Origin of the sequence: Streptomyces venetus (assembly GCF_039540295.1) — a bacterium.
GTDB lineage: Bacteria > Actinomycetota > Actinomycetes > Streptomycetales > Streptomycetaceae > Streptomyces > Streptomyces venetus.
In genome coordinates, this window is sequence record NZ_BAABET010000002.1 from 394,304 (window position 1) to 410,638 (window position 16,335).

The window sequence follows — 16,335 nt, forward strand, 5'->3', positions numbered from 1 at the left end:
TTCTAACCAGCGGACACGTCGTCGAATCCCGTCCACCCGCAACCGCCACTGGCCTGAACCAGTCGCTCTACAGCGGTGGGCGGTACGTACACCGTTTTTTCACTCCGGTACCGCGAGTTCGAACCACACGGTCTTGCCCGCGGTGCCCGGCCGGGTGCCCCAGCGGCGGGAGGAGGAGGCCACGAGTTGCAGTCCGCGGCCGCTCTCGTCCTCGGGCCGGGGGATGCGCTCGCGGGGCGGGTCCGGGAGCGGGTCGGAGACCTCGACGAGGAGGACGCCGTTCAGTTCGGAGGGGCGGACCAGGCGGACACCGATGGGGCCCGTGGCGTGCCGCAGGGCGTTGGTGACCAACTCGCTGACCAGCAGGGCCGCGAGGTCGGTGAGGCTGTCGAGGCGCCAGCCTCGGAGTTGGCCGCGCACGGCCTGACGGGCGGTCCGCACAGCGTCCGGCTCGGCCGGGAAGGTCCACTCGGCGCGGTCACCATCGGGGTCGATCACGCCGATCACCAGCCAGACTGCGGGCCCACCCATGTCCGGTTTCATGGGGTTAATTGGCACATACCCGATATTCAGGGCGGAGTATCGCGCGGGGCAGCGCACTGTGGCACGAAAGGCGTACGCGGCGCCCGTACGGAAGTCGGCCGACTCCGCACGCCCCGGGCCCACCTCAGGCGCCGGGCGCTTCCTTCCTGCCGGGTACTTCCTTCGCGCCGGGCGCTTCGTTCGCGCCGGGCCCGAGGCCTCCCAGATGCGCGAGAGCCTGCCGTACGGCGGGCACGTCCTGATCGAGCCAGTCCACGTCCCAGATCTCGCCGGGGCCGAGCCAGCGCAGGGCGTCGTGGTCCTGGAGGGGCTTGGGGGCGGCGGAACCGGGCAGCAACCGCGCGGCCCACACGTGCAGGACGTAGGGCGGCCTCAGGGGCCACTCCCCCGGAACGCGCTCGCCGGCCTCGGCGTCGACCCCGAGTTCTTCACGCAGTTCGCGCACGAGCGCGACGTCGGCCGTCTCGCCCGGCTCGACCTTGCCGCCGGGCAACTCCCAGCGCCCGGCCAGCTCGACGGGCGCACTGCGCCGGGCGGCCAGCAGCCGCCCGTCGTCGACCAGCGCGGCACCCACGACGACGATCCGCTCACTCATGCGGGGAGCCTACGGGACCACCCCGCGGGCATCGGGGGCCGGCTGAAGGCCGCATCCGCACCGGAGGTCAGTCGTGCACGGCGGCCGCCCCGTTCGACCCGAGTCGCTCGACCCAGTACAGCTGCTTGTGACCGCGGCCGTCGAGGCTGTCCGCGATCTTCTGGGCCTCGGCCCGGGTCGCATACCGGCCTACCCGGTAGCGGTTGCCGTTGTCGTCCTCTCGTATCACGAGCCAGGGAAGAGTGATCGTGCTGTCGTTCATCGCGCCCCTCCACTTCCCACCCGCGGCCTGTGCCGCGCCCCACCCGCTAAGGAAACCGCAATGCGCATATGCCCGACCCTACGCCTAACCTTCACGCAGCGAATACGCCTTTACACAAAGAGGTACGCAACCAGCCAGAACACAGGGGGCGCACGGCAAGGAACGCGCCCTCCAGGCACCTCGTCGCACCCTCCCGGAGACATACCTCGGACGCCGCTGCCGACCTGCGCAAACGACGTCCGGCTACAGGCCGTCGACAGCCCCGGATCGTGACGGCCGTCACGGCGATCGCGTGAGCGGGGCGCACGGGGAGTGCGCTCCGGGACTGATGTGAGCGTTCGCTACTTGACCGGAAGGTGGTAGGCGACCCGGTACCGATCGGCCGGAATGACCACGTCGGCCGTCTCGACCGGGCGGCCGGAGGCATAGAACGTGCGTGAGACGACCAGGACCACATGGCCGGGAACGCCCCCCAGGACGAGCAGTTCCTCGGCGAGACCGGGCCGGGCGCCGACCTCCTCGGCGACGTTGTCCACGATCACGTCGATCGCGCGCATGCGCTCGACGACGCCCATGCCGCCGAGCGGGCCCTCCTCCGGCAGCATCACGGGCGTACGGCCCGTCACGGCGAGGGGCTCCCAGGACGTGGAGAGCATCATCACCTCACCGCCCTCGCGGAAGAGGTACTTGGTGCACATCACCCGCTCGCCCGGCTCGATGCCCAGCCGTTCCGCGACCGCGACACTCGCCTCGGCCTGCTCGCTGCTGGACTCCCAGGTGCCGCGCCCCTCACCGTCGGCCTGCTCCTGGCGGAACGGGGTGGCCCCGCCGCTCGGGCGGTATCCGGAGCGGGAGATGCGCCGGGGCACGGGCCGCTCCCGCACATACGTCCCCGAGCCGGAACGGCCCTCGACCAGCCCCTCCGCCATGAGCACCTTGCGGGCCTCCAGGGCGACGGTGTCCGAGACGCCGTACTCCTGGCGGATTCTCGCCTGCGACGGGAGACGGGTGTGCGGAGGCAGCTGACCGTCGACGATCTTCTGGCGGAGATCACCTGCGACGCGCAGGTACGCCGGCTGCTCACCGAATGTCACTGGCCGCTCCCATCAGGTTGTACAGACAGCAACAGCGTGGCAACCGTAGGTTGTGCGGTGCAAGCAAAGGCCAGAGAATCACTCGATGTGATGACATGGTGGCCCCGGGGGCTTTACGCAGGCACTTTCTCCCCGCTATAGCCGCCGTCACACCTGCGCTTCGGAGTCCGCGTCCGCGCGCCCCTCGTACGACGGCGGGGCGGTGGCCAGTCCGAGGGCCTTGCGCGCGGTGACGGTGGCCGGGCCGTCGACGTACGCATACGCCTTGTCGTGGTGCGCGGAGTACGAGTCCGCGTCGGTGGCCGCGCTCGCCCGCGCCCACTCCTCGCGGGCGTCCTCCATGTCTCCGACCAGGTCGGCGACGGGCTTCTCCGCGTCCGACGGCCAGGAGTGCCCGCGCAGTGCCTCGATCTGCTCGCCGAGCACGTCGCGCACCTGCGTGGCCCAGGCCCGGTGGCCGGCCAGGTCGTCCTCGGGGGTGTCCTCGGGCTCCTCGTACAGCGCGGCGTCGACGGCGCCCGCCGCCGACAGGAAGACGACCTGGCCGGTGTCGAGGGTCGTGGGGTCGCCGCGCAGCGAGCCGGTCAGCCCCGCCTTCTCGTCGGTGTTGCCGAAGATGCAGGTGATCGCGCGGTCGCCGTAGCGCCAACTGTCCCTGGACGGCAGGAGGAAGTAGACGTCGACGTCGCCCGGCATCGCCCAGGTGTCCATGGCGTACTGGTCCTGGAGCGCGTAGCACTTCTCGCCGGCGATGTCGGTGACCTTCGCGTCCCCCGGGAAGGCACCGCCCGGCAGCGTGACGACCGCGAACACCTCGCCGTCGTGTCCGCCCGCGCAGGAGACCCGGTCGACGTCGTAGGTGTCGCCCTCCAGCCCGCCGGGCGCGTCGAAGCAGTCGCCCTTGCGGAGCGAGAGGCTCTCGTTGCCCCGCGCGCCGTCCTCGAACGCCTCCCAGGCGTCGGACGCCACGCCGGTGGACAGCGTCACGGCCCACAGCACGATCCCGGCGGACGACAGCACGGCCCCCGCGATCGCCATGCCCCGGCCGCTCTGCCCGCTCCGCCTGATCTGCCACAACGCGACCAGCCCCAGCACGAGCCCGGCGGCCGGGAGGAAGCAGAGCACACCGAGCACGAGCGCGGCGACGGCGAGCGCGTTGACGGAGACCGGGGTGCCGTACGGACGCCCCGCCGGGCCGTACGGACCGTAAGCCTGAGGCCAGTTGGCAGGGGGCGGGCCGTACGGGTCCTGGGGCTGCCGGCTCCCAGGGGGCGGGGGTATGGACACGGGTACGGGGCTCCTGGTCGAGGCGGTGGGCGGGGGATCGGACGTACGGCTGGGCGCATCGTAAGCGGCGCGGCGTTCCGCGGTGGCACCGGTGTTGCGGCCGGGGGTCCTGAAATGACGTGATTTCACGATCACCCGACGAGCCGTCGCGGTTGCTTGCGCCGCGCTGCCGGGGCCCTTTAGCCTGAAAGCGCCAACTGACCCACGGGGGTGGGCAGTCGGCGAAGCGCCCCGGTTTGGTCCACGGGGCCTCGAGGACGGGTGGGGACCCCACATCGACGATGGGGCTCGTAACGAAGCTTGGGTTCTCGCACACCGGACCAGTGCGACAGAACTCGACCATGGAACACAACTGTGGGCCCAACGGCTCGCGGGGGAGGTTCCGTCACCTGTGCACACAGGTGACCGGTCGGGACTGTCGCGGGCTCAACCGGTCACCCCTCGGAAGGGAAGGAAGGACCGGGGTGAGCCCCAACCAGAAGAAGGCCCTGGCAGTGGTCGTGGCGTTCCTGTCCTCCGTCATAGTCGGCTTCGTCTGCGGCCTCACGGTCATGGCCCTGTCCGAGAAGCCCGACGCCGCCATGTGCGTCGGGACCGGGGCCGCCGCGTTCCTGGGCGTCTTCGTCGCCTCCGTCGCGGTCATCGCGCTGTTCGAGTTCAGCGACAGCCGCCCGCTGCCGGCACCTGTGCCACCCGGGCAGGTCGACCACGGGAACACCGGGCAGACACCCCCGACCGCCCCCAGTTCAGGGGCGCCCGCCGCCTGACGAAGGGGCCGTTCGCAGGGCATCTGAAGCCGGGAGCGCTGCTAAGTCCGCCCCGTCACCCGCCGGCAGGCCTCCGCGTACGCCCCTACCAGTGGCCGTCGCCCGTCCTCCCGGCGCCAGGCCAGGACGTAGCGGCTGGGGGTGACGCCGTGCACCGGGCGGGCGGTGACGCCGCCCAGCGTGAGGAGCGGGACGTTCCCCGCGGCCACGAGGCAGACGCCGAGCCCGGCGGTCAGGGCCTCGTACGTCTCCTCCGTGCTCGCGATCTCGGCCCCGATGCGGGGCGGGCGGCCGTCGCGGGCGTCCAGGGCGAGCCAGTAGTCGCGCAGCGGCCCCGTGCTCTCGGGCAGCGCGAGGAACGGCTCGTCGAGCAGGTCCGCGAAGTCGACCTCGCTGCGGGCGGCGAGGGGGTGCGTGTCCGGGAGGGCGACCAGGACCGGTTCCTCGGCGATGACCGTCCAGTCGTAGCGGTCCTGGCCGGGCAGGGGCAGCCAGACGAACGCGACGTCGGCGGCCCCGTCGGCGAGGCCGGCCGTCGGATCCTCCCAGTTCACCTGCCGCAGCCGGATGACGGCCTCGGGGTGCGCGGCCGTGAAACGGGAGCGGATCGCGGGCAGCAGCCCGCCGCGGACCGGGCTGGTGCTCATGCCGACCACCAGTGTGGTGCGCTGCGCCGCCCGGGCCGACTCCACCGCGGCCGCGCCCTCCGACCAGTCCGCCAGCACCCGCCGGGCGTGCGGCAGCAGCGCCGTACCGGCTTCGGTGAGGACCACACCGTGCCGGTCGCGCCGGAACAGCTCGACGCCCAACTGCCGCTCCAGCGCCCGGACCTGCTTGCTCAGGGCGGGCTGGGACACGTACAGGCGCTCGGCGGCGCGGGTGAAGTGCAGTTCCTCGGCCACCGTCACGAAGTAGCGCAGCTCCCGCAGATGAACGTCCATAACCACTGGTTATCACCACAGGTCTTGGACGGGCCACCGGACCCGGCGAGAGGGTGAGGGCATAACGACACGAGACGGGGAGCTGTCATGAACAAGGTATGGCTGGTCACGGGCGCGAGCAGCGGTTTCGGGCGGGCGATCGCCGAGGCGGCGCTCGCCGCGGGCGATGTGGTGGTCGGTGCCGCCCGGCGTCCCGAGGCGCTGGACGACCTGGTCGCCGCCCACCCCGACCGGGTGGAGGCGCTGCGCCTCGACGTCGCCGACACGGGCGCGGCCGAGGCCGCCGTACGGGACGTCCTCGCGCGGCACGGGCGGATCGACGTCCTGGTCAACAACGCGGGCCGGACCCACGTCGGGGCTTTCGAGGAGACCACCGAGGACGAGCTGCGGGCCCTGTTCGACGTGCACGTCTTCGGCCCGGCCGCCCTCACCAGGGCCGTGCTGCCGCACCTGCGGGAGCGGCGGTCGGGCGCGATCGTGCAGATGAGCAGCATGGGCGGGCAGCTGTCCTTCGCCGGCTTCTCGGCGTACAGCGCGACGAAGTTCGCCCTGGAGGGCATGTCCGAGGCGCTCGCGGACGAGGTCGCGGAGTTCGGCATCACGGTGCTGATCGTCGAGCCGGGCGCCTTCCGCACGGGCCTGTTCGAGACCGGGCGGGCCGGGGTGAGCGCGGACAGCGGCCTGTACGGCAAGGTGGGCGAGACCCGTGGCGTCGTCGCCGGTGGCGACGGCACCCAGCCCGGCGATCCCGCCAAGGCCGCCGCGCTCGTGCTGGCCGCACTGGACGCCGACACCACGCCGCTGCGGCTGCCCCTCGGCGACGACGGGGTGAGCGCGGTCCTCGGCCATCTCGACCAGGTGCGGGACGAGGTTCTGGCCTGGGAGAAGCGCAGCCGGGACACCGGGTTCGACAACTGACGGGCCCTCACGAGCGGCCCGGTTATGGGTCGGTGATCCGGTCCTCCGGCTCCTCGGTGGCGGCCCAGGCGGCGAGGAGCCGGAGGGCGTCGTGGTCGGGTGTGCCGGGGGCCGCGCTGTAGGCGGTGAGGGTGAGGCCGGGCAGGGCGGACAGTTCCATGGCGTCGAAGTCGAGGGTGAGGACACCGACGGCGGGGTGGTGGAAGGACTTGCGGCCGGTGCGGTGCAGGCGCACGTTGTGCTTGGCCCAGGCGGTGCGGAACTCCTCGCTGCGGGTGACGAGCTCGCCGATCAGACCGGTCAGCCCGGCGTCGTGAGGGGCCCGCCCGGCCTCGGTGCGCAGCAGGGACACGGTGGTGTCCATGGACTCCTCCCAGTCGGGGAAGAAGTCGCGGCCGCGCGGGTCGAGGAACTGGAACCGGGCGATGTTGGCCGTCTCGGTGCCGGCGTCGGGGAACAGCGGGGAGTACAGGGCGCGGCCGAGGTCGTTGGTGGCGAGGATGTCCAGGCGGCCGTTGCGGATGAAGGCCGGGCAGTCGGTCATCGACCGCAGGACGCGCAGGACGCTGTCCGGCAGCGGGCCGCGGGAGCGTCCGGTGCGGCGGCGGGCGGGGCGCTTGGCGGCGGCGCGGGCCAGGTCGAACAGGTGGGCTCGTTCGGCCTCGTCCAGCTGAAGGGCATTCGCGACGGCGTCGAGGACCTCCTCCGAGACGCCGGCGAGACGACCGCGTTCGAGACGGACGTAGTAGTCGATGCTGACACCGGCGAGCAGGGCGACCTCTTCGCGGCGCAGGCCCGGCACACGCCGGTTGCCGCCGTAGGCGGGCAGACCCGCCTGCTGCGGGGTGATCCTGGCACGACGGGAGGCCAGGAACTCACGGACGTCGCTCTCGGTGCTCACACGCTCCAGGCTAGGCCGGGCGGTCCGGGTGTGGGGGGTTCTGTCAGTACCTGTAACGGCGGTCCCTTCCCCACCACTTCCGGCTGACGTTTCCTCGAACCGGCAACCCAGGATCCGACCGAGGAGCAGCAATCATGCCGAAGCAGTCCGCGCCCCAGGAGCTGGCCGGGATCGCGCCCAAGCTCGTGGAGGTCACCGACGAGGTCCTGTTCGGTGACGTCTGGGAGCGCCCCGGGCTGTCCCCGCGCGACCGCAGTCTGGTGACCGTGAGCGTGCTGGCCGCCCTGTACCGGGCCGAGCAGTTGGACTACCACCTAGGGGTGGCCCTCGACAACGGCCTGAGCGTCGAGGAGCTCTCCGAGGCGATCACGCACCTGGCCTTCTACGCGGGCTGGCCCAACGCCATGACCGCGATCACCCGGCTCAAGCGCATCGCCGACGAGCGAGCCGCCTGACCCGACGTCACGGCACTCCCCCCGGCCCCCGGCCCTCCGCACTACGCACTACGCACTCCGCACGACAGGGAAGAAACTCGTGGATCACGTCACCAGCACCCCCACCCTCAAGGCCCCGGCCGAGCGCTTCACCGGCGACGTCTACCTCAACATGATCTCGACCCCCACCGAGCCGGCCCGCCTGGCCGCCGCCCTGGTGCGCTTCACCCCCGGCGCCCGCACCAACTGGCACTCCCACGCCCTCGGCCAGGTCCTGCACATCACCGACGGCGTCGGCCTGGTGGGCACCCGCGACGGCGATGTCGTCCGCGTCAGCGCCGGTGAGACGGTCACGTGCCCGGCGGGCGAGGAGCACTGGCACGGCGCCCTCGACACCAACCTCATGGCCCACATCGCCATGGTCGTCGGCGACGGCACCGGCGACGGCACGACCTGGCTGGAGCCGGTCACCGACGAGCAGTACACCGCGGCCCTCGCGACCGTCACCGACGGGCTCGCCGACCCGTCGTGAACATCGTCGGAGCTGTCCGCCGCGGTGTTGCGCCCGAGAGGTTCAGACGTTGAAGCGGAACTCCACGACGTCCCCGTCCTGCATCACGTAGTCCTTGCCCTCCATGCGGGCCTTGCCCTTGGCGCGGGCCTCGGCGACCGAGCCGGTCTCCACCAGGTCCTCGAAGGAGATGACCTCGGCCTTGATGAAGCCCTTCTGGAAGTCGGTGTGGATGACGCCGGCGGCCTCGGGGGCCGTGGCGCCCTTCTTGATGGTCCAGGCGCGGGATTCCTTGGGGCCGGCCGTGAGGTAGGTCTGCAGGCCGAGGGTGCGGAAGCCGACGTGGGCGAGGGTGGCGAGGCCGGGCTCGTCCTGGCCGACGGACTGGAGGAGTTCGAGGGCCTCGTCCTCGTCGAGCTCGGCCAGGTCCGCCTCCAGCTTGGCGTTGAGGAAGATCGCCTCGGCGGGGGCCACCAGGGCTCGCTGCTCGTTCTTGAAGTCCTCGTCGGTCAGCTCGTCCTCGTCGACGTTGAAGACGTAGAGGAACGGCTTGGTGGTCAGCAGGTGCAGGTCGTGCAGGAGCTCGTTGCGCTCGGTGCCCTGGACGATGCCGTGCGCGAAGAGCGTGTCGCCCTTCTCCAGGATCTCCTTGGCCTCCTCGACCGCCTTGACCTTCGGCGCGAGGTCCTTCTTGATGCGCGACTCCTTCTGGAGCCGGGGCAGGACCTTCTCGATCGTCTGGAGGTCCGCGAGGATCAGCTCCGTGTTGATCGTCTCGATGTCGTCCTTGGGCGAGACCTTGCCGTCGACGTGCACGACGTTCTCGTCCTTGAAGGCCCGGATGACCTGGCAGATCGCGTCGGACTCGCGGATGTTCGCGAGGAACTTGTTGCCCAGGCCCTCGCCCTCGGACGCACCGCGGACGATGCCCGCGATGTCGACGAAGTCGACGGTCGCCGGGAGGACGCGCTGGGAGGAGAAGATCTCGGCCAGCTTTCCGAGGCGGGGGTCGGGGACGCCGACCACGCCGACGTTCGGCTCGATGGTGGCGAACGGGTAGTTGGCCGCCAGCACGTCGTTCTTGGTCAGGGCGTTGAACAGGGTCGACTTGCCGACATTCGGCAGACCGACGATTCCGATCGTGAGCGACACGTTGCGACTTCCCGTGAGTGGAGGGCCAGGAGGCCAGGAGACCGGCCGATCCACCAGTCTACGGCGTGCCCGGAACCGTCCCGGGCGGCGTATCGAACGCTTGGCCAAGCCTCGACGCTCGGCGTGTCTGAGGGGCCATTCGGCATATTGAACGACCTAAGTTGGTGCGGTGGAGCGATACAGGACGCGACCTGCCCAGTACGGACCGCGACGTGACCGGCCGGGGTCGTCCCTGCCGCCCCAGATGGGACGGGCCACGGGCGATGGAGCGGTCCGGCGGCCGAGGCCGCAGCGCCGTCCGGGGGCTGTGCGGCGGCCGGTACCCGAGTCGGCTCCCGCTGCGGGCGGAATGCCGAACCCCCGGCTGACCGGGCTGGGCAGCGGACTGTTCTGCGCGGCGGTGATGTTCCTGCTCGGCGGGGTCTGCGCCCTGCTGTTCGGGGCGTCCCTCACGGCCTACGGGGTGCTGTTCCTGCCGGTGTGCGTGCTGACGGCCGTGTGGGTGCGCCGGGGGGACCTGATGACCGCGCCCGTCGTCGTGCCGATCGCGTTCGCCGTGGGGCTGCTGCCGGTGGCGGACAGCGACGGGGGTGTCGCCGGCAGGCTGATGGGGCTCGTGACGGCGCTGGCCACGCAGGCGGGGTGGTTGTACGGGGGGACCCTGATCGCCGGGCTGATCGTGATCGTCCGGCGGATCCGGCTGGTGCGGTTGCGGCGGGCGGCCGGGGCTCGCCCGCCGGTGTGACGTCCGGTGACGTGACGTCCGGTGTGTGACGTCTGGCGCTGTGTGGCGTCCGGCGGTGTGACGCCCCGTATCAGGGCGGTATCAGTGCCCTAGTGGCCCGCGGCCCGCATCGCCGCCCCCACGATCCCCGCGTTGTTCTGCAGCTGCGCCGGGACGATCTCCGCCTGGATGCCCTCGATGTAGGGCAGGAACTTGTGGGACTTGCGGCTGACGCCGCCGCCGATGATGAACAGGTCGGGCGAGAACAGCATCTCGACATGGGCGAGGTACTTGCGCAGGCGGTGCGCGGCCCAGTGTTCCCACGACATGTCGTGGTCCTCCCTGGCCTTGCTCGAGGCCCGCTTCTCCGCGTCGTGCCCGTCGAGCTCCAGATGGCCCAGCTCGGTGTTGGGGACGAGGACGCCGTCGGCGAAGACGGCGCTGCCGATGCCGGTGCCGAGGGTCAGCAGGATCACCGTGCCCGTGCGGCCGCGGCCGGCGCCGAAGTGCATCTCGGCGACGCCCGCCGCGTCCGCGTCGTTCACCACCGTCACCGGCAGTCCGCCCAGCCGCTCGCCGAGCAGCGCACGCGCGTCGGTGTCGATCCAGCTGTCGTCGACGTTCGCCGCCGTGCGGATCGTGGCGCCGTCGGTGACGACGCCCGGGAACGTGACCCCGACCGGCCCTGTCCAGCCGAAGTGGTCGACGACCTGCTTGACGCCGTCGGCCACCCCGCCGGGCGTGGCCGGGTGCGGGGTGAGGACCTTGTGGCGCTCCTGCGCCAGGTCGCCCCTGTCCAGGTCCACCGGGGCGCCCTTGATCCCGGAACCGCCGATGTCCACACCGAAGATCTGCATGGCCCTACGTTACGACGTACGACTGACAGTCACGGGCCGAACAGCGGTGGCTGCCCGACCCGTCCGCGATCACTTCGCGGAATTTTCACCGGTCCCGATCCCGGTCCCGGCCCCGCCGCGCTCGGCGACCAGCGACGCCGCCTCCTCGCGCAGGTCGCGGCGCAGCTCCTTGGGCAGCGAGAAGGTGATGGACTCCTCGGCCGCCTTGACGATCTCGACGTCCTCGAAGCCGCGCTGGGAGAGGAACTCCAGGACCTGCTCGACCAGGACCTCCGGCACCGAGGCGCCCGAGGTGACACCGACCGTGGAGACGCCCTCCAGCCAGGCCTCGTCGATCTCGTCGGCGTAGTCCACGAGGTAGGCCGCGCGAGCTCCGGCGATCTTGGCGACCTCCACGAGCCGCTTGGAGTTGGAGGAGTTGCGGGAGCCGACCACGATCACGAGGTCGGACTCGGCGCCCATCTGCTTCACGGCCAGCTGGCGGTTCTGCGTGGCGTAGCAGATGTCGTCGCTGGGCGGGGAGATGAGCTGCGGGAACTTGTCCTTCAGGGCGTCGACGGTCTCCATGGTCTCGTCGACGGACAGCGTGGTCTGGGAGAGCCAGACGACCTTGGACGGGTCGCGGACCTCGACCTTCGCCACATCGCCCGGCCCGTCGACGAGCTGGATGTGGTCGGGGGCCTCGCCGGAGGTGCCGATGACCTCCTCGTGGCCCTCGTGGCCGATCAGGAGGATGTCGTAGTCCTCGTCGGCGAAGCGGACGGCTTCCTTGTGGACCTTGGTGACCAGCGGGCAGGTGGCGTCGATGGTGGCGAGCTTGCCGCGCTCGGCCTCCTGGTGGACGACGGGGGCCACGCCGTGGGCGGAGAACATGACGATGTTCCCCGGGGGCACTTCCTCCGTCTGCTCGACGAAGATCGCACCCTTCTTCTCCAGGGTCTGCACGACGTACTTGTTGTGGACGATCTCGTGCCGGACGTAGACCGGAGCGCCGTACTGCTCCAGCGCTTTCTCGACGGCGATCACGGCGCGGTCCACACCCGCGCAGTAGCCACGGGGGGCGGCGAGCAGGACACGGCGGCCAGGCGAAGCAGACATGCGTCCCATCGTAAGGCCGCGTTCGGCAGGGCGAAGATCACATCCGTGTGACCCTCCCGGGAAGACTGACGGGACGCGAGCCGAATGACGGATGCCCAATGCCGCATGACGGATGCCGGATGCCGGATGCCGGATGCCGAACGACGGATGCGTGCGCGAGCGGTGAGCGGTGTTGTCAGCGGTGCCCACTACGCTCGCGGGCATGGCTGTGAACACGTCTGCGGAGTCCCCGCTGCCCGTCGGTGAGGTGTCGCGGCTCATCGGGGGGTGGATCGACCGGCTCGGGGCGGTGTGGGTCGAGGGGCAGATCACGCAGTTGTCGCGGCGGCCGGGCGCGGGTGTGGTGTTCCTGACGCTGCGGGACCCGTCGTACGACATCTCGGTCAGCGTCACCTGCTACCGGCAGGTGTTCGACGCGGTGGCGGACGTGGTGAGCGAGGGTGCCCGGGTCGTCGTCCTCGCGAAGCCGGAGTGGTACGCCCCGCGGGGCCAGCTGTCGCTGCGGGCCACCGAGATACGGCCCGTCGGGGTCGGGGAACTGCTCGCGCGTCTGGAGCAGCTGAAGAAGGCGCTCGCGCGGGAGGGCCTCTTCGCGCCGGAGCGCAAGAAGCCGTTGCCCTTCCTGCCGCAGCTCGTGGGGCTGGTGTGCGGGCGGGCCTCGGCCGCCGAGCGGGACGTCCTGGAGAACGCCCGGCACCGCTGGCCCGCGGTGCGCTTCGAGGTGCGCAACGTCGCCGTGCAGGGCGTGCACGCCGTGCCGCAGGTCGTGCAGGCCGTGAAGGAGCTCGACGCGATCGAGGACGTGGACGTGATCATCGTCGCGCGAGGCGGCGGCAGCGTGGAGGACCTGCTGCCGTTCTCCGACGAGCAGCTGATCCGGACGGTCGCGCAGTGCCGTACGCCGGTGGTGTCCGCGATCGGTCACGAGCCCGACAACCCGCTCCTCGACCATGTCGCCGACCTGCGCGCCTCCACCCCGACCGACGCGGCCAAGAAGGTCGTGCCGGACGTCGGCGAGGAGTACGAGCGGGTGCGGCTGCTACGGGACCGGGCGCGGCGGTGCGTGGCCGCGCTGATCGAGCGGGAGGAGCGCGGGCTGGCCCACGCCCTGGCCCGGCCGTCGATAGAGGACCCGCACCGGATGATCGACGAGCGGGCCGACCATGTGGCCGACCTGCTCGACCGGGGCCGGCGCTGCCTGCGGCACCAGCTGGACCGGGCCGACTCGGAGCTGACGCACACGCACGCGCGCGTGGTGGCCCTCTCCCCCGCCGCGACGCTGAAGCGCGGGTACGCCGTGCTGCAGAAGGCGGACGGGCACGCCGTCCGCGACCCGGGCGAGGTGGAGGCCGGCGAGGCCCTGCGCGCGCGGGTCTCCGAGGGGGAGTTCTCCGTACGAGTGGACACATAGGGTGGGTGGATGACCAGCGAGGTTGATGAGACGCCGGACATGACCGAGGCGCTCGGGTACGAGCAGGCGCGGGACGAGCTGATCGAGGTCGTCCGGCGCCTGGAGGCGGGCGGTACGACGCTGGAGGAGTCCCTCGCGCTCTGGGAGCGGGGCGAGGAGCTGGCCAAGGTGTGCCGGCGCTGGCTGGAGGGCGCGCGGGCTCGGCTGGACGCGGCGCTGGCGGACGAGGCCGTGCAGGACGAGGACGAGGGCGACAGGCCCTAGTCACGGGCGGTGCTGCACTGCGGGGTGACTTACGACACCCTCAGGTTAGTTGAACGTTGAACTTCATTCGCGTACGGTCGGAGACGTCAGCCGATCCACCGGACCGACAGTCGAGAGAAAGTGCGTTCATGTCCCTCGTTCTTGACCCCGCCGCCCAGGACCTTCTGTTCCGCGAGGCCCGTTCCGCCAACACCTTCACCGACGAGCCGGTGACCGACGAGCAGGTGCAGGCGATCTACGACCTGGTCAAGTACGGTCCGACCGCCTTCAACCAGACCCCGCTGCGCATCACCCTGGTCCGCTCCCCCGAGGCCCGCGAGCGCCTGGTGGCGCACATGGCCGAGGGCAACCGGCCCAAGACGGCGAGCGCCCCGCTGGTGGCGATCCTCTCCGCGGACAACGAGTTCCACGAGGAACTGCCGCACCTGTTCCCGGCCGCCCCGCAGATCAAGGACGTCTTCTTCTCGGAGCGCCCGGCCCGCGAGAACGCCGCCGCGCTGAACGCCGCCCTCCAGGCCGCGTACTTCATCGTCGGTGTCCGCGCCGCCGGCCTCGCCGCCGGCCCGATGACGGGCTTCGACTTCGAGGGCGTCCGCAAGGAGTTCCTGGACGACGACCACACCCCGCTGATGGTCGTCAACATCGGCCGCCCGGGCCCGGACGCCTGGTACCCCCGCTCCCCGCGCCTGGAGTACGACCAGGTCGTCAAGACGGTCTGAGAGCCGTACACCCGGCCTGAGAACCAAGAACAGGAAAGGCCCCCGGCAGCGTGCCGGGGGCCTTTGCCACGTGCCGGGGGGCGTGTGCGGCGGGGAGCGCCGGAGGGCGTCACTCCGTCTTCAGCGCGTCCGCCATCTTCGTCAGCTGCGCGAACGACGCCGTGCCGGTCACGACCGTCGTCGAGCCCTTGGTGCCCTCGAGGACCAGCGCGTCGTACCGGCCGCCCGCGTAGCGGGTCCATGTCCGGCCGTCGATCTTCTCGGTCCGTCCGGTCTCCTTCGCCCCCTGCGTCCGCTCGTCGACGAAGACGGGGCGCCGCTGAGTGGACTGCTCGACCGCCACGTACTCCCCCTCGGGATCGTGGAAGCCGAGGTGCCAGGCCTCGAACTCGTCACCCTGATAGCGGACGGAGGTGGCCTTCCATGCGTCGGGCAGGCCGTCGGGCGCGGCCACGGGGTACGAGGCGGCGCGGCGTGCCGTGAGCAGTTCGACCCGGTAGTCGACGCGCTTGGTCTCCCGCGGGCTGTCGTCGTGGGGGATGAAGAGGTATATGACGCCCGCGACGAGGACGATGACCCCCATGGAGAGGATCATGTCCCGGGCCGTCTTCTGCTTGCCGTTCGTGCCTGCCACGCCCTCTATCGTCGCAGGTCTCCGGTTTGCTCATCCGTGGGGGCCCCTGCTCATTTTGCCGTCCCGGAGATAGAGTCAAGGACTGAACCCTCATCCGGCCGTCGTCGTACAGAAAGGTGCGCTCCGATGACCGAGCATCATCACTTGCCGTCCGAACTGGATGTGCCCTCCGAGGCCCCCGACCGCAACCTCGCCCTGGAACTGGTCCGGGTGACCGAGGCGGCGGCGATGGCCGCGGGCCGCTGGGTGGGACGCGGTGACAAGAACGGCGCCGACGGAGCCGCGGTACGTGCCATGCGGACCCTCGTCTCCACCGTCTCCATGAACGGCGTCGTCGTCATCGGCGAGGGCGAGAAGGACGAAGCCCCGATGCTGTTCAACGGGGAGCACGTGGGCGACGGGACGGGGCCCGAGTGCGACATCGCCGTGGACCCGATCGACGGCACCACGCTGACCGCGAAGGGCATGACGAACGCGATCGCGGTGCTGGCCGCCGCCGAGCGCGGCTCCATGTTCGACCCGTCGGCGGTCTTCTACATGGACAAGCTCGTCACCGGGCCCGAGGCGGCCGACTTCGTCGACATCAACGCGCCCGTGTCGGTGAACATCCGCCGCGTCGCCAAGGCCAAGCGGTCCGCGCCCGAGGACGTGACGGTGGTGATCCTGGACCGGCCGCGGCACGAGGGCATCATCAAGGAGATCCGGGACACGGGCGCGCGCATCAAGCTGATCTCCGACGGCGATGTGGCCGGCTCGATCCTGGCGCTGCGCGAGGGCACGGGCGTCGATCTGCTGCTCGGCATCGGCGGTACGCCGGAGGGCATCATCTCGGCCTGCGCCGTGAAGTGCCTGGGCGGAACGATCCAGGGCAAGCTGTGGCCCAAGGACGACGAGGAGCGGCAGCGGGCGATCGACGCGGGGCATGACCTCGACCGGGTGCTGACGACGGAGGACCTCGTCACCGGCGAGAACGTGTTCTTCGTGGCGACCGGGATCACCGACGGTGAGCTGCTGCGCGGTGTGCGGTACCGGGCCGAGACGGCCACGACCGACTCGATCGTGATGCGCTCGCGGTCGGGGACGGTGCGGAGGATTTCCTCCGAGCACCGCCTGAGCAAGCTGCGGGCGTACAGCGCGATCGACTTCGACAAGGGGAAGTAGCGCCGCCTGGCGGGGCGGGGACTGCGGATCACCGGCGTGTGCGGCCGGATCGTGGTTGATCG

Annotated in this window: 20 protein-coding genes; 9 read left to right on the forward strand and 11 right to left on the reverse strand. The window is 71.1% G+C overall.

Annotated elements, in window-relative coordinates:
- Window positions 1–99: 99 nt before the first annotated feature.
- The 5 genes from ABEA82_RS06665 to ABEA82_RS06685 all read right to left on the reverse strand — a co-directional run bounded on the left by ABEA82_RS06665 (window position 100) and on the right by ABEA82_RS06685 (window position 3,781).
- Window positions 100–531, reverse strand: a complete 432-nt coding sequence (locus ABEA82_RS06665) for an ATP-binding protein (protein ID WP_345660434.1) — start codon at window positions 529–531, stop codon at window positions 100–102.
- A 136-nt stretch (window positions 532–667) separates the two neighbouring features.
- Entirely contained in the window at window positions 668–1,138 is a 471-nt protein-coding gene (locus ABEA82_RS06670) for a (deoxy)nucleoside triphosphate pyrophosphohydrolase (RefSeq protein WP_345660435.1), read from the reverse strand.
- Between the two features lie 67 nt (window positions 1,139–1,205).
- Window positions 1,206–1,400: an SPOR domain-containing protein gene (locus ABEA82_RS06675; protein WP_345660436.1), complete on the reverse strand. Its 195-nt coding sequence runs from the start codon at window positions 1,398–1,400 to the stop codon at window positions 1,206–1,208.
- A gap of 341 nt (window positions 1,401–1,741) precedes the next feature.
- Window positions 1,742–2,494, reverse strand: coding sequence for a GntR family transcriptional regulator (locus ABEA82_RS06680; RefSeq protein WP_345660437.1), 753 nt, complete (start codon window positions 2,492–2,494; stop codon window positions 1,742–1,744).
- Between the two features lie 147 nt (window positions 2,495–2,641).
- Window positions 2,642–3,781 carry a DUF4190 domain-containing protein gene (locus ABEA82_RS06685; RefSeq protein WP_345660438.1) on the reverse strand — a complete coding sequence of 380 codons (1,140 nt, stop codon included), beginning with the start codon at window positions 3,779–3,781 and terminating at the stop codon, window positions 2,642–2,644.
- A 464-nt stretch (window positions 3,782–4,245) separates the two neighbouring features.
- On the opposite strand from ABEA82_RS06685, the gene ABEA82_RS06690 reads away from it, so the two are divergent.
- Window positions 4,246–4,548 (forward strand): hypothetical protein, encoded by a 303-nt coding sequence (locus ABEA82_RS06690; RefSeq protein WP_345660439.1) that lies wholly within the window; start codon window positions 4,246–4,248, stop codon window positions 4,546–4,548.
- Between the two features lie 41 nt (window positions 4,549–4,589).
- Here the strand turns inward: ABEA82_RS06690 and ABEA82_RS06695 are convergent, their stop codons facing one another.
- Complete coding sequence (locus ABEA82_RS06695) at window positions 4,590–5,489, reverse strand: LysR family transcriptional regulator (RefSeq protein ID WP_425588489.1); 900 nt, start codon at window positions 5,487–5,489, stop codon at window positions 4,590–4,592.
- Window positions 5,490–5,576: 87 nt separating this feature from the next.
- Between ABEA82_RS06695 and ABEA82_RS06700 the strand changes: the two genes are divergently transcribed.
- Entirely contained in the window at window positions 5,577–6,407 is an 831-nt protein-coding gene (locus tag ABEA82_RS06700) for an oxidoreductase (RefSeq protein ID WP_345660441.1), read from the forward strand.
- A gap of 22 nt (window positions 6,408–6,429) precedes the next feature.
- On the opposite strand, the gene ABEA82_RS06705 is transcribed toward ABEA82_RS06700, so the two are convergent.
- Entirely contained in the window at window positions 6,430–7,308 is an 879-nt protein-coding gene (locus ABEA82_RS06705) for a helix-turn-helix transcriptional regulator (RefSeq protein WP_345660442.1), read from the reverse strand.
- A gap of 134 nt (window positions 7,309–7,442) precedes the next feature.
- Here ABEA82_RS06705 and ABEA82_RS06710 point away from each other — a divergent pair, with 134 nt between their 5' ends.
- Both ABEA82_RS06710 and ABEA82_RS06715 read left to right on the forward strand, forming a co-directional pair.
- On the forward strand, window positions 7,443–7,763 hold the full coding sequence (locus ABEA82_RS06710) for a carboxymuconolactone decarboxylase family protein (protein ID WP_345660443.1): 321 nt from the start codon (window positions 7,443–7,445) through the stop codon (window positions 7,761–7,763).
- 79 nt (window positions 7,764–7,842) lie between these two features.
- On the forward strand, window positions 7,843–8,274 hold the full coding sequence (locus ABEA82_RS06715) for a (R)-mandelonitrile lyase (protein ID WP_345660444.1): 432 nt from the start codon (window positions 7,843–7,845) through the stop codon (window positions 8,272–8,274).
- Window positions 8,275–8,316: 42 nt separating this feature from the next.
- Here ABEA82_RS06715 and ychF read toward each other — a convergent pair whose 3' ends face one another.
- Window positions 8,317–9,405, reverse strand: coding sequence for a redox-regulated ATPase YchF (gene ychF, locus ABEA82_RS06720; protein ID WP_345660445.1), 1,089 nt, complete (start codon window positions 9,403–9,405; stop codon window positions 8,317–8,319).
- Between the two features lie 169 nt (window positions 9,406–9,574).
- Here ychF and ABEA82_RS06725 point away from each other — a divergent pair, with 169 nt between their 5' ends.
- Entirely contained in the window at window positions 9,575–10,150 is a 576-nt protein-coding gene (locus ABEA82_RS06725; RefSeq protein ID WP_345660446.1) for a DUF6542 domain-containing protein, read from the forward strand.
- An 89-nt stretch (window positions 10,151–10,239) separates the two neighbouring features.
- On the opposite strand, the gene ppgK is transcribed toward ABEA82_RS06725, so the two are convergent.
- Both ppgK and ABEA82_RS06735 read right to left on the reverse strand, forming a co-directional pair.
- Entirely contained in the window at window positions 10,240–10,986 is a 747-nt protein-coding gene (ppgK, locus tag ABEA82_RS06730) for a polyphosphate--glucose phosphotransferase (protein WP_345660447.1), read from the reverse strand.
- Window positions 10,987–11,055: 69 nt separating this feature from the next.
- Window positions 11,056–12,093 (reverse strand): 4-hydroxy-3-methylbut-2-enyl diphosphate reductase, encoded by a 1,038-nt coding sequence (locus ABEA82_RS06735; protein WP_345660448.1) that lies wholly within the window; start codon window positions 12,091–12,093, stop codon window positions 11,056–11,058.
- 193 nt (window positions 12,094–12,286) lie between these two features.
- Here ABEA82_RS06735 and xseA point away from each other — a divergent pair, with 193 nt between their 5' ends.
- The 3 genes from xseA to ABEA82_RS06750 all read left to right on the forward strand — a co-directional run bounded on the left by xseA (window position 12,287) and on the right by ABEA82_RS06750 (window position 14,478).
- Window positions 12,287–13,495: an exodeoxyribonuclease VII large subunit gene (xseA, locus tag ABEA82_RS06740; protein ID WP_345660449.1), complete on the forward strand. Its 1,209-nt coding sequence runs from the start codon at window positions 12,287–12,289 to the stop codon at window positions 13,493–13,495.
- A gap of 9 nt (window positions 13,496–13,504) precedes the next feature.
- Window positions 13,505–13,759, forward strand: coding sequence for an exodeoxyribonuclease VII small subunit (locus tag ABEA82_RS06745; protein WP_345660450.1), 255 nt, complete (start codon window positions 13,505–13,507; stop codon window positions 13,757–13,759).
- A gap of 128 nt (window positions 13,760–13,887) precedes the next feature.
- On the forward strand, window positions 13,888–14,478 hold the full coding sequence (locus ABEA82_RS06750; RefSeq protein WP_345660451.1) for a malonic semialdehyde reductase: 591 nt from the start codon (window positions 13,888–13,890) through the stop codon (window positions 14,476–14,478).
- 109 nt (window positions 14,479–14,587) lie between these two features.
- On the opposite strand, the gene ABEA82_RS06755 is transcribed toward ABEA82_RS06750, so the two are convergent.
- Window positions 14,588–15,112, reverse strand: coding sequence for a DUF4245 domain-containing protein (locus ABEA82_RS06755; RefSeq protein ID WP_345660452.1), 525 nt, complete (start codon window positions 15,110–15,112; stop codon window positions 14,588–14,590).
- 126 nt (window positions 15,113–15,238) lie between these two features.
- Between ABEA82_RS06755 and glpX the strand changes: the two genes are divergently transcribed.
- Window positions 15,239–16,273 (forward strand): class II fructose-bisphosphatase, encoded by a 1,035-nt coding sequence (gene glpX / locus ABEA82_RS06760; protein WP_345660453.1) that lies wholly within the window; start codon window positions 15,239–15,241, stop codon window positions 16,271–16,273.
- The last annotated feature ends 62 nt before the right edge of the window (window positions 16,274–16,335 follow it).

Bases quoted from the DNA above. Each gene is read 5' to 3' on its own strand.
- ABEA82_RS06665 (WP_345660434.1), bottom strand. From the start codon at position 531: ATGGGTGGGCCCGCAGTCTGGCTGGTGATCGGCGTGATCGACCCCGAT.
- ABEA82_RS06670 (WP_345660435.1), bottom strand. From the start codon at position 1,138: ATGAGTGAGCGGATCGTCGTCGTGGGTGCCGCGCTGGTCGACGACGGG.
- ABEA82_RS06675 (WP_345660436.1), bottom strand. From the start codon at position 1,400: ATGAACGACAGCACGATCACTCTTCCCTGGCTCGTGATACGAGAGGAC.
- ABEA82_RS06695 (WP_425588489.1), bottom strand. From the start codon at position 5,489: ATGGACGTTCATCTGCGGGAGCTGCGCTACTTCGTGACGGTGGCCGAG.
- ABEA82_RS06700 (WP_345660441.1), top strand. From the start codon at position 5,577: ATGAACAAGGTATGGCTGGTCACGGGCGCGAGCAGCGGTTTCGGGCGG.
- ABEA82_RS06710 (WP_345660443.1), top strand. From the start codon at position 7,443: ATGCCGAAGCAGTCCGCGCCCCAGGAGCTGGCCGGGATCGCGCCCAAG.
- ppgK (WP_345660447.1), bottom strand. From the start codon at position 10,986: ATGCAGATCTTCGGTGTGGACATCGGCGGTTCCGGGATCAAGGGCGCC.
- ABEA82_RS06735 (WP_345660448.1), bottom strand. From the start codon at position 12,093: ATGGGACGCATGTCTGCTTCGCCTGGCCGCCGTGTCCTGCTCGCCGCC.
- xseA (WP_345660449.1), top strand. From the start codon at position 12,287: ATGGCTGTGAACACGTCTGCGGAGTCCCCGCTGCCCGTCGGTGAGGTG.
- ABEA82_RS06745 (WP_345660450.1), top strand. From the start codon at position 13,505: ATGACCAGCGAGGTTGATGAGACGCCGGACATGACCGAGGCGCTCGGG.
- ABEA82_RS06750 (WP_345660451.1), top strand. From the start codon at position 13,888: ATGTCCCTCGTTCTTGACCCCGCCGCCCAGGACCTTCTGTTCCGCGAG.
- glpX (WP_345660453.1), top strand. From the start codon at position 15,239: ATGACCGAGCATCATCACTTGCCGTCCGAACTGGATGTGCCCTCCGAG.